A 12,062-nucleotide genomic window follows, 5' to 3' on the forward strand; every position below is an offset into this window, starting at 1 on the left:
GGTGTTTTATGGTATAAAGCGCGCCGGACTTCTGTTCCTGTTTTGGGATGGGAGCCACAAATCTCACTTTGTGTAATAACACACACGTATCGGCACATATTCCGGGGTGCCCTTCGGGGTCGGTAATATGGGATACGTGGAGGCATAACCCCAACTTTTTATATAGAGGTTTTAAACATGGCAACTGTTTCCATGCGCGACATGCTCAAGGCTGGTGTTCACTTTGGTCACCAGACCCGTTACTGGAACCCGAAAATGAAGCCGTTCATCTTCGGTGCGCGTAACAAAGTTCACATCATCAACCTTGAGAAAACTGTACCGATGTTCAACGAAGCGCTGGCTGAGCTGAACAAAATTGCTGCTCGTAAAGGCAAAATCCTGATCGTTGGTACTAAACGCGCTGCAAGCGAAGCGGTGAAAGAAGCTGCACAGAGCTGCGACCAGTTCTTCGTGAACCATCGCTGGCTGGGCGGTATGCTGACTAACTGGAAAACCGTTCGTCAGTCCATCAAACGTCTGAAAGACCTGGAAACTCAGTCTCAAGACGGTACCTTCGACAAGCTGACCAAGAAAGAAGCGCTGATGCGCACTCGTGAGCTGGACAAGCTGGAAAACAGCCTGGGCGGTATCAAAGACATGGGCGGTCTGCCGGACGCACTGTTTGTTATCGACGCTGACCACGAGCACATCGCAATCAAAGAAGCAAACAACCTGGGTATCCCGGTATTTGCTATCGTTGATACCAACTCCGATCCGGACGGCGTTGACTTCGTTATCCCGGGTAACGATGACGCAATCCGTGCTGTTAGCCTGTACCTGAATGCCGTTGCTGCTACCGTTCGTGAAGGCCGTTCTTCGGATCTGGCTACTCAGGCGGAAGAAAGCTTCGTAGAAGCTGAGTAATAAGGCACGCTCGTTGAGCCCCTTATTGAGCAGGTAGTACCGAGTTTGGTTAGGGGGCCTGTTAATGGCCCCCTTTTTCACTTTTAAGCCTGTTTGGTTGCAAACCGTGCAGGTCATATCTCTCCCGAGGAATAAAGAATGGCTGAAATTACCGCATCCCTGGTAAAAGAGCTGCGTGAACGTACTGGCGCAGGCATGATGGATTGCAAAAAAGCGCTGACTGAAGCGAACGGCGACATCGAGCTGGCGATCGAGAACATGCGTAAGTCTGGTGCGATCAAAGCGGCGAAAAAAGCAGGCAACGTTGCTGCTGACGGCGTGATCATCACCAAAATCGACGGCACCTACGGCATCATTCTGGAAGTTAACTGCCAGACTGACTTCGTGGCAAAAGACGGTGGTTTCCAGGCATTTGCTAACAAAGTTCTGGACGCAGCGGTTGCTGGCAAAATCACTGACGTTGAAGTTCTGAAAGCGCAGTTCGAAGAAGAGCGCGTTGCACTGGTTGCTAAAATCGGTGAGAACATCAACATCCGTCGCGTTTCTGCGCTGGAAGGCGAAGTGCTGGGTTCTTACCAGCATGGCGCACGTATCGGTGTTCTGGTTGCGGCTAAAGGCGCTGATGACGAGCTGGTTAAACAGCTGGCAATGCACATCGCTGCAAGCAAGCCGGAATTCGTTAAACCGGAAGACGTATCTGCTGAAGTCGTAGAAAAAGAGTACCAGGTTCAGCTGGACATCGCCATGCAGTCTGGCAAACCGAAAGAAATCGCAGAGAAAATGGTTGAAGGCCGCATGAAGAAATTCACCGGCGAAGTTTCTCTGACTGGCCAGCCTTTCGTTATGGATCCGAGCAAATCTGTTGCTCAGCTGCTGAAAGAGCACAACGCTGACGTAACTGGCTTCATCCGCTTCGAAGTGGGCGAAGGCATCGAGAAAGTTGAGACTGACTTCGCAGCAGAAGTTGCTGCCATGTCCAAGCAGTCTTAATCAATAAAAGGAGCCGCCTGAGGGCGGCTTCTTTTTATGCCCTTCATCTGAAAATCAGCCAGCACACTAGTGTTTGCGCTGGCAGGCGACGTATCATAAGCGCCGGTATTAACCCCCGTCCAATTGTTGACAGTCTCAGGAAAGAAACATGGCTACCAATGCAAAACCCGTCTATAAACGCATTCTGCTTAAGCTGAGCGGCGAAGCGCTCCAGGGATCCGAAGGCTTCGGTATTGACGCAAGCATTCTTGACCGTATGGCGCAGGAAATTAAAGAGCTGGTTGAACTGGGTGTTCAGGTTGGCGTGGTGATTGGTGGCGGCAACCTGTTTCGTGGGGCGGGTCTGGCGAAAGCGGGGATGAACCGCGTAGTGGGCGACCACATGGGTATGCTGGCGACCGTGATGAACGGCCTGGCAATGCGTGATGCGCTGCATCGTGCCTATGTGAACGCACGTCTGATGTCCGCGTTCCCGTTAAATGGCGTTTGCGACAACTACAGCTGGGCAGAGGCGATTAGCCTGCTGCGTAACAACCGCGTGGTCATTTTCAGCGCCGGTACAGGTAACCCGTTCTTTACTACCGATTCTGCAGCATGCCTGCGCGGTATTGAGATTGAAGCGGATGTAGTGCTGAAAGCGACCAAAGTAGACGGCGTGTTTACTGCCGATCCGGTGCTCGATCCGACCGCCACCCTGTGCGAACAGCTGAGCTACAGCGAAGTGCTGGATAAGGAACTGAAAGTGATGGATCTGGCGGCCTTTACGCTGGCTCGCGACCATAAACTGCCGATTCGCGTGTTCAACATGAACAAACCTGGCGCGCTGCGTCGCGTTGTCATGGGCGAAAAAGAAGGCACATTGATTACGGAATAATTCCCGTAAGCAATAAATAAAGGTAAGATTCCGCTTTAATTTATTGAGCAGTTCTTTCTGGCATCTTCAGGGTGCCAAAAATTGAACAGGCTATACTTAGCACACCCGCCGTATGGCCTGCCTGCGACAAGATTTCAAGGATCCGTAACGTGATTAGCGATATCAGAAAAGATGCTGAAGTACGCATGGATAAATGCGTCGAAGCGTTCAAAACTCAAATCAGCAAAGTGCGCACTGGTCGCGCTTCCCCGAGTCTGCTCGATGGCATCGTTGTGGAATACTACGGTACGCCGACTCCGCTGCGCCAACTGGCGAGCGTTACCGTTGAAGACTCCCGTACGCTGAAAATCAACGTGTTTGACCGCTCAATGAGCCCGGCTGTTGAAAAAGCCATTTTGACCTCCGATCTCGGTTTAAACCCGAGCTCTGCGGGTAGCGATATTCGCGTTCCGCTACCGGCCCTGACCGAAGAGCGTCGTAAAGATCTGATCAAAGTTGTACGCGGCGAAGCTGAACAAGCGCGCGTTGCGGTTCGTAACGTTCGTCGTGACGCGAACGATAAAGTGAAAGCACTGCTGAAAGATAAAGAGATCAGTGAAGACGACGATCGTCGTTCTCAGGATGACGTACAGAAGCTGACCGATGCTGCAATCAAAAAAGTGGATGCGGCGCTGGCGGATAAAGAAGCGGAACTGATGCAGTTCTGATTCGAAACAAACCGACTAAAACGCCGTACAGAGAGCCGCGAGAGTGGCTTTGCTGGCGGCGTTTTGCTTTTTATCCTTGCAACGTTGCGAGCGTTTCATGAAGCATTTAACTCTTCTGGGCTCAACGGGTTCTATTGGTTGCAGCACGCTGGCCGTGGTTCGCCACAATCCCGATCGTTTCTCCGTTACTGCGCTGGTTGCCGGTAAAAATGTTACCCGCATGGTTGAGCAGTGCCTTGAGTTTTCTCCCAAATTTGCGGTGATGGACGATGACGAAAGCGCGCAACAGGTAAAGCGTGCTTTGCGGGAACATGGTAGCCGAACAGACGTGCTGAGCGGCCAACAGGCAGCCTGTGAAATGGCGGCGCTAAGCGGCGTCGATCAGGTGATGGCGGCCATTGTGGGCGCTGCGGGCCTGGTACCAACGCTTGCGGCTATTCGTGCCGGGAAAACGGTGCTGCTGGCGAATAAAGAGGCTTTGGTGACGTGCGGCCGTCTGTTTATGGAGGCGGTGAAGGAGAGCGGGGCGCAGCTTTTGCCGGTAGACAGCGAGCATAACGCTATTTTTCAGAGTTTACCGGAAACAATTCAACATAACCTGGGATACGCTGATCTGGAGCAGAATGGCGTTTCGTCTATTCTGCTTACCGGGTCTGGTGGCCCGTTCCGGGAGACCCCACTTTCCGATCTGGCCGCAATGACGCCGGATCAGGCGTGTCGGCACCCGAACTGGTCAATGGGGCGCAAGATCTCCGTTGACTCCGCCACTATGATGAATAAAGGTCTGGAATACATTGAAGCGCGCTGGTTGTTTAATGCCTCTGCCCGCCAGATGGAAGTGCTGATTCACCCGCAATCGGTGATCCACTCCATGGTGCGTTACCAGGATGGCAGTGTATTGGCACAACTGGGTGAGCCGGATATGCGTACGCCCATCGCTCATACGATGGCCTGGCCGGAACGAGTGCCGTCAGGTGTTAATGCCCTCGATTTTTGCAAACTAAGTTCGTTAAGTTTCGCGCAGCCCGATTTTGACCGCTATCCTTGCCTGAAGCTGGCCATTGATGCTTCGGACGAAGGGCAGGCGGCAACAACGGCGCTCAATGCGGCGAATGAGGTCACTGTTTCGGCATTCCTGGCATCGGCTATCCGTTTCACAGATATTGCTGCCCTGAATCTTTCTGTGCTTGAACAGATGGATTTGCGCGAACCGCAGAGCATTGATGACGTGCTGGCTGTGGATGCACAGGCACGCGATGTTGCGCAAAAACAAGTGATGCGCCTCGCAAGCCAGTGATATTACAGCGATGAGTGACGGTGCTATTTGTTAGCGTTGGGCTTCGGTGATATAGTCTGCGCCACAAAATTGCCAGTTGGTATTATGGCGTTTGGTGTAAGCCGTGGTTTACACGGCTTTTTTGCGTAAAGGCTTTTGTATTCCTGAGTACCGCTAAATCCTTTTCAGGGACTAAAACGCGTTATGTTGTCTGCTAACCAACCGATAAGCGAAAGTTTGCCAACGCATGGCTGCCGCCATGTAGCGATAATTATGGATGGCAATGGTCGCTGGGCGAAAAGACAAGGGAAACTTCGGGCTTTTGGTCATCGGGCCGGAGCGAAGTCTGTACGCCGTGCGGTCTCTTTTGCCGCCAATAATGGTATTGATGCACTGACGCTTTATGCTTTTAGTAGCGAGAACTGGAATCGCCCGGCGCAGGAAGTGAGTGCGCTGATGGAGTTGTTTGTGTGGGCGCTGGATAGCGAAGTAAAAAGCCTGCACCGCCATAATGTGCGTTTACGCATTATTGGCGATACCAGTCGTTTTAATACGCGTTTGCAGGAGAGAATCCGCAAAGCGGAAGCGTTAACTGCCCAGAACACCGGGCTGACGCTGAATATCGCAGCGAACTATGGTGGGCGCTGGGATATCGTACAGGGAGTCCGGCAGCTTGCCGAGCAGGTGCAGGAAGGGCGGTTGCGCCCGGATCAAATTGATGAAGAAACGCTCAATAAGCAAGTCTGCATGCATGAGCTGGCTCCCGTGGATTTAGTGATTAGGACTGGTGGGGAACATCGCATAAGTAATTTTTTACTTTGGCAAATTGCCTATGCCGAACTTTACTTTACAGATGTTCTTTGGCCCGATTTTGATGAACAAGACTTTGAAGGTGCGCTGCATGCCTTTGCCAATCGAGAGCGTCGTTTCGGCGGTACCGAGCCAGGTGGCGACAAAGCCTGATGGGGGTTGCTTTTGCTGAAGTATCGCCTGATTTCTGCTTTTGTATTGATACCCATTGTTATTGCAGCGCTTTTTTTGCTGCCGCCAGTGGGATTTGCGATCGTTACGCTCGCTGTTTGCATGCTCGCTGCGTGGGAGTGGGGGCAACTGAGCGGCTTTACGTCCCGAACTCAGCGGGTTTGGTTGGCCGTATTATGCGGGTTTTTACTCGCCCTTATGCTATTTACGTTGCCGGAATATCACCATAATACCCATCATCCGCTGGTGACGTTCTCGCTCTGGGCCTCTCTGGCCTGGTGGCTGGTGGCGTTGGTGTTAGTCCTCAGTTACCCGTCATCCGCTGCGGCGTGGCGCCACTCTAAAATTTTGCGCCTGATTTTCGGTATCTTGACGATTATCCCTTTTTTCTGGGGCATGCTGGCGCTGCGCGTGTGGCATTACGATGTAAACCACTACAGCGGCGCGCTGTGGTTGTTGTACGTGATGATCCTCGTTTGGGGAGCAGATTCAGGCGCTTATATGTTCGGCAAACTGTTTGGCAAACATAAACTTGCACCAAAAGTCTCGCCGGGGAAAACCTGGCAAGGTTTCCTGGGAGGCCTGCTGACTGCGGGTATTATCTCCTGGGGTTATGGCGCATGGGCGAACCTGGATGTAACCTCATCTACGCTCTTTATTTGCTCGGTGGTCGCGGCGTTAGCCTCAGTATTGGGCGATCTCACGGAAAGTATGTTCAAGCGTGAAGCCGGAATTAAAGATAGTGGGCATCTTATTCCGGGTCATGGCGGTATACTGGATCGCATTGACAGCCTGACAGCGGCAGTTCCTGTATTTGCCTGTCTGTTATTGCTGGTTTTCAGGACGATTTGACGGAAGGTTTTATGCTGAGCATTCTCTGGAATCTGGCGGCGTTCATTGTTGCGCTTGGTGTATTGATCACCGTGCATGAATTTGGCCATTTCTGGGTTGCTCGCCGCTGTGGCGTGCGGGTTGAGCGTTTTTCCATCGGTTTTGGTAAAGCGCTCTGGCGTCGCACCGACAAACACGGCACCGAATTTGTCATCGCCCTGATCCCCCTGGGTGGTTATGTCAAAATGCTGGATGAGCGCGTTGAGGCGGTTACGCCGGAAATGCGCCACTACGCTTTCAATAATAAAACGGTCGGCCAGCGTGCCGCCGTTATCGCTGCCGGCCCCATCGCTAACTTTATCTTTGCCATCTTCGCTTACTGGCTGGTGTTTATCATCGGTGTCCCTGGCGTTCGTCCGGTTGTTGGTGAAATAACGCCCAACTCTATCGCTGCAAACGCGCAAATTGCACCTGGCACGGAACTTAAAGCGATTGATGGCATCGAAACGCCTGATTGGGATGCTGTGCGCTTACAGTTGGTGTCTAAAATCGGCGATAGCCAGACGGCCGTCAGCGTAGCGCCATTCGGCAGTAACAATCGTCAGGATAAGGTGCTGGATTTACGTCACTGGGCCTTTGCGCCTGATAAAGACGATCCGGTTATGTCGCTGGGGATCCGTCCCCGTGCTGCGCAGCTTGAACCGGTGCTTGCGGAGGTGCAACCCGGTTCCGCTGCCAGCAAAGCGGGTTTGCAAGCTGGCGACAGGATCGTTAAAGTCGATGGTCAGCAGTTAACGCAGTGGATGACGTTCGTTACGCTGGTACGGGATAACCCAGGTACGTCGTTAGCGCTGGAAGTAGAAAGACAAGGGGCTCCCTTGTCTTTGACGTTGATACCGGATACAAAGCCCGGTAGCAAGGCAGAAGGGTTTGCGGGCGTGGTGCCCAAAGTCATTCCTCTGCCAGATGAATACAAAACAGTACGCCAGTACGGGCCATTTAGCGCCATTGTTGAAGCCACGGATAAAACCTGGCAGTTGATGAAGCTAACGGTCAGTATGTTGGGGAAATTGATCACCGGTGATGTAAAACTGAACAACCTCAGTGGGCCGATTTCTATCGCTCAGGGGGCTGGGATGTCAGCGGAGTTCGGGTTGATTTACTACCTGATGTTCCTCGCTTTGATCAGCGTGAACTTAGGCATCATTAACCTGTTCCCTCTGCCTGTTCTTGATGGCGGGCATCTGCTGTTTTTGGCGATTGAGAAGCTGAAGGGCGGACCGGTATCCGAGCGAGTTCAAGACTTTAGTTATCGCATTGGCTCTATCTTGCTGGTGCTGTTAATGGGGCTTGCACTTTTCAATGATTTCTCTCGCTTGTAAGAGAGTTTGTTAGGAAGAACGCATAATAACGATGGCGATGAAAAAGTTGCTCATAGCGTCGCTGCTGTTTAGCAGCGCCACCGTATACGGTGCTGATGGATTCGTAGTGAAGGATATTCATTTCGAAGGCCTACAGCGTGTCGCCGTTGGTGCGGCCCTCCTCAGTATGCCAGTTCGTCCTGGCGATACGGTGAATGATGAAGATATCAGTAACACCATTCGCGCGTTGTTTGCCACCGGCAACTTCGAGGATGTTCGTGTCCTGCGTGATGGTGATACGCTCCTCGTTCAGGTGAAAGAACGCCCGACAATCGCCAGCATCACCTTCTCCGGTAACAAGTCGGTGAAAGATGACATGCTGAAACAGAACCTTGAAGCTTCTGGCGTCCGTGTGGGTGAATCACTGGATCGCACCACCCTCTCCGATATCGAAAAAGGGCTGGAAGACTTCTACTACAGCGTGGGTAAGTACAGCGCCAGCGTCAAAGCTGTCGTCACCCCATTGCCGCGTAACCGCGTTGACCTGAAGCTGGTCTTCCAGGAAGGCGTTTCCGCGCAAATCCAACAGATCAATATTGTCGGCAACCATGCCTTCACGACGGAACAGCTGATCTCCACATTCCAGCTGCGTGATGAAGTGCCGTGGTGGAACGTTGTCGGCGATCGTAAATACCAGAAACAGAAACTGGCGGGCGACCTGGAAACGCTGCGTAGCTACTATCTGGATCGCGGTTACGCACGTTTCAACATTGATTCGACGCAGGTTAGCCTGACGCCGGACAAAAAAGGCATTTACATTACTGTTAACGTGACCGAGGGCGATCAGTACAAACTCTCTGGTGTGCAGGTTAGCGGTAATCTCGCAGGTCACTCTGCGGAAATTGAAAGCCTGACCAAAATCGAGCCGGGCGAGCTGTATAACGGCGCCAAAGTGACCAAAATGGAAGATGACATTAAAAAGCTTCTCGGTCGCTATGGTTACGCCTACCCGCGCGTTCAGTCGCAGCCTGAAATCAACGACACGGACAAAACGGTTAAGCTGCATATCAACGTTGATGCTGGCAACCGCTTCTACGTCCGTAAGATCCGCTTTGAAGGTAACGACACCTCTAAAGATTCCGTACTACGTCGCGAAATGCGTCAGATGGAAGGTGCGTGGCTGGGCAGCGATCTGGTCGATCAGGGTAAAGAGCGTCTGAACCGCCTGGGCTATTTTGAAACTGTCGATACGGAAACCCAGCGTATCCCGGGTAGCCCGGACCAGGTTGATGTGGTCTATAAGGTGAAAGAGCGTAACACCGGTAGCTTCAACTTCGGCGTTGGCTACGGTACCGAAAGCGGCGTCAGCTTCCAGGTTGGCGTTCAGCAGGATAACTGGTTAGGTACCGGTTATTCCGTTGGTATCAGCGGAACCAAAAACGACTACCAGACCTACTCCGAGTTCTCCGTTACCAACCCGTACTTTACGGTTGATGGCGTGAGCCTTGGCGGTCGTATCTTCTATAACGACTTTAAAGCTGACGATGCGGATCTGTCGTCCTATACCAACAAGAGCTATGGTCTTGATGGTACGCTCGGTTTCCCGATCAACGAATACAACACGCTGCGCGCTGGTTTAGGCTATGTTCATAACAGCCTGTCGAAGATGGAACCGCAGGTGGCAATGTGGCGTTACCTGGATTCCGTGGGGCAGAATGCCAGCACGCAGAACGACAGCAACGGTTATTCGGCGGATGATTTCACCTTTAACTACGGCTGGACTTACAACAACCTTGACCGCGGTTATTTCCCGACGAAAGGTTCACGCGTCAACCTGAACGGTAAAGTGACGGTTCCGGGCTCGGATAACGAGTTCTACAAAGTCACTGTCGACACTGCGTCTTACTTCCCGATTGACGACGATCACAAATGGGTGGTCTTAGGCCGTACACGTTGGGGTTACGGTGACGGTTTAGGTGGCAAAGAGCTGCCGTTCTATGAGAACTTCTACGCAGGTGGCTCCAGCACTGTGCGTGGCTTCCAGTCCAACAACATTGGTCCGAAAGCGGTTTACTACGGTGGCAACAACCAAAGCAACTGTAAGAATACCGTTGCAGACTCGCTCTGTAAGTCTAATGATGCGGTGGGCGGTAACGCAATGGGCGTGGTCAGCGCCGAGCTGATTACACCAACGCCGTTTATCAGTGATAAATACGCCAACTCTGTGCGGACCTCGTTCTTCTGGGATGCGGGTAGCGTGTGGGATACAAACTGGCAAAATACCGCGCAGATGAAAGCGCTGGGCATTCCGGATTATAGCGATCCGAGCAATATCCGCATGTCTGCCGGTATCGCATTACAATGGATGTCCCCATTGGGGCCGTTGGTTTTCTCCTACGCCCAGCCGTTTAAAAAGTACGATGGAGACAAAGCGGAACAGTTCCAGTTTAACATCGGTAAAACCTGGTAACGCCGTACTGCAATGGAATGCACCAGCAGTGTAGTGATGGCTGAGGCTTTCAATGGAAAGCCCGGCCACGCAAAGAACTGTACCTCCGGGTACAAACGGGATGGTAAGGAGTTAATTGTGAAAAAGTTGTTATTAGCTGCAGGTTTCGGTTTGGCAATGGCTGCGTCAGCTCAGGCCGCTGACAAAATTGCGATTGTTGATATGGGTAGCCTGCTGCAGCAGGTTGCGCAGACTTCCGGCGTTTCTCAGACCATGAAAAACGAATTCGGCGGCCGCGCGAGCGAACTGCAAAGCATGGAATCCGACCTGCAAGCAAAAGCACAGCGTTTGCAGCGCGATGGTTCCACGATGAAGGCAAGCGATCGCAGCAAGCTGGAAAAAGACATCACTTCTGGTCGCCAGGCATTCGCTCAAAAAGCGCAGGCTTTCGAGCAGGATCAGGCCCGTCGTTCTAATGAAGAACGCGGCAAGCTGGTGACTCGTATCCAGACCGCAGTGAAAAAAGTGGCTTCTGATCAGGGTGTTGATCTGGTTATTCCTTCCAACGCCGTTATTTACAACAGCAACGATGTAAAAGACATCACCGCTGATGTACTGAAACAGGTTAAATAAGTAATGCCTTCAATTCGACTGGCTGATTTAGCTCAGCAGTTGGATGCAGAACTACACGGTGATGGCGATATCGTCATCACCGGCGTTGCGTCCATGCAATCTGCCGTAGCGGGCCACATCACTTTCATGGTCAATCCTAAGTACCGTGAACACCTGACCGCATGTCAGGCCTCTGCCGTTGTAATGACGCAGGACGATCTTCCCTTTGCCAACAGCGCTGCGCTGGTCGTAAAAAATCCTTACCTGACCTACGCACGTATGGCGCAAATTCTTGATACCACGCCGCAGCCTGCGCAGAACATCGCGCCTGGAGCAGTGATTGATCCTACGGCTCAGCTGGGTAGCAACGTAGCAATTGGCGCGAACGCCGTGATCGAATCTGGCGTTAGCCTGGGCGATAACGTGGTCATCGGTCCGGGTTGCTTCGTTGGGAAAAATACGAAAATTGGCGCGGGTTCGCGTCTGTGGGCCAATGTATCCATTTACCATGAGATTGAGATCGGTGAAAATTGCCTGATCCAATCCGGCACGGTGATAGGTTCCGATGGCTTTGGCTATGCCAACGATCGTGGCAACTGGGTTAAAATCCCGCAGCTTGGTCGCGTCATTATCGGCAACAACGTTGAGATCGGTGCATGTACGACCATCGATCGTGGTGCGCTGGATGATACCTGCATTGGTAACGGCGTCATCATTGATAACCAGTGTCAGATTGCACATAACGTTGTGATTGGCGACAATACTGCGGTTGCCGGTGGCGTCATCATGGCGGGTAGTTTAAAAATTGGTCGCTATTGCATGATTGGCGGCGCCAGCGTAATCAACGGGCACATGGAAATTTGCGACAAGGTTACCGTAACGGGGATGGGGATGGTCATGCGTCCTATCACTGAGCCGGGTATTTACTCCTCAGGTATCCCGCTGCAACCGAACAAAGTGTGGCGAAAAACCGCAGCCCTGGTGATGAATATTGATGATATGAGCAAGCGCCTGAAAGCTATCGAGCGCAAGGTTAATCAACAAGACGAATAATTCATCCGCATAACGCTTGTACACA

The 12,062-nt window shown here is 52.2% G+C and carries 11 protein-coding genes; all 11 read left to right on the plus strand.

The window, feature by feature from the left end; all coding sequences use genetic code 11:
- Positions 1-177 precede the first annotated feature (177 nt).
- Positions 178-903: a 30S ribosomal protein S2 gene (gene rpsB / locus AAIG26_RS20695; RefSeq protein WP_020456605.1), complete on the plus strand. Its 726-nt coding sequence runs from the start codon at positions 178-180 to the stop codon at positions 901-903.
- 138 nt (positions 904-1,041) lie between these two features.
- Entirely contained in the window at positions 1,042-1,893 is an 852-nt protein-coding gene (gene tsf / locus AAIG26_RS20700) for a translation elongation factor Ts (protein WP_017457996.1), read from the plus strand.
- A 148-nt stretch (positions 1,894-2,041) separates the two neighbouring features.
- Entirely contained in the window at positions 2,042-2,767 is a 726-nt protein-coding gene (gene pyrH, locus AAIG26_RS20705) for a UMP kinase (protein WP_017457997.1), read from the plus strand.
- A gap of 149 nt (positions 2,768-2,916) precedes the next feature.
- On the plus strand, positions 2,917-3,474 hold the full coding sequence (gene frr, locus AAIG26_RS20710; protein WP_017457998.1) for a ribosome recycling factor: 558 nt from the start codon (positions 2,917-2,919) through the stop codon (positions 3,472-3,474).
- Between the two features lie 97 nt (positions 3,475-3,571).
- On the plus strand, positions 3,572-4,771 hold the full coding sequence (gene ispC / locus AAIG26_RS20715) for a 1-deoxy-D-xylulose-5-phosphate reductoisomerase (protein WP_045512021.1): 1,200 nt from the start codon (positions 3,572-3,574) through the stop codon (positions 4,769-4,771).
- Positions 4,772-4,954: 183 nt separating this feature from the next.
- Complete coding sequence (ispU, locus tag AAIG26_RS20720) at positions 4,955-5,713, plus strand: (2E,6E)-farnesyl-diphosphate-specific ditrans,polycis-undecaprenyl-diphosphate synthase (RefSeq protein ID WP_343181371.1); 759 nt, start codon at positions 4,955-4,957, stop codon at positions 5,711-5,713.
- 12 nt (positions 5,714-5,725) lie between these two features.
- Positions 5,726-6,583 carry a phosphatidate cytidylyltransferase gene (gene cdsA / locus AAIG26_RS20725; RefSeq protein ID WP_020456608.1) on the plus strand — a complete coding sequence of 286 codons (858 nt, stop codon included), beginning with the start codon at positions 5,726-5,728 and terminating at the stop codon, positions 6,581-6,583.
- An 11-nt stretch (positions 6,584-6,594) separates the two neighbouring features.
- The gene (gene rseP / locus AAIG26_RS20730) at positions 6,595-7,944 is read left to right on the plus strand and encodes a sigma E protease regulator RseP (protein ID WP_343181372.1); all 1,350 of its coding nucleotides are present in this window, start codon (positions 6,595-6,597) and stop codon (positions 7,942-7,944) included.
- A gap of 31 nt (positions 7,945-7,975) precedes the next feature.
- A complete protein-coding gene (bamA, locus tag AAIG26_RS20735) occupies positions 7,976-10,393 on the plus strand; it encodes an outer membrane protein assembly factor BamA (protein ID WP_020456610.1) in 2,418 nt (805 codons plus the stop codon).
- Positions 10,394-10,510: 117 nt separating this feature from the next.
- Entirely contained in the window at positions 10,511-11,005 is a 495-nt protein-coding gene (gene skp / locus AAIG26_RS20740) for a molecular chaperone Skp (RefSeq protein WP_020456611.1), read from the plus strand.
- Between the two features lie 3 nt (positions 11,006-11,008).
- Positions 11,009-12,037: a UDP-3-O-(3-hydroxymyristoyl)glucosamine N-acyltransferase gene (gene lpxD / locus AAIG26_RS20745; protein ID WP_020456612.1), complete on the plus strand. Its 1,029-nt coding sequence runs from the start codon at positions 11,009-11,011 to the stop codon at positions 12,035-12,037.
- The last annotated feature ends 25 nt before the right edge of the window (positions 12,038-12,062 follow it).

Origin of the sequence: Kosakonia sp. PSU_27, assembly GCF_039409795.1 — a bacterium.
In the GTDB taxonomy this organism is placed as follows: Bacteria; Pseudomonadota; Gammaproteobacteria; order Enterobacterales; family Enterobacteriaceae; genus Kosakonia.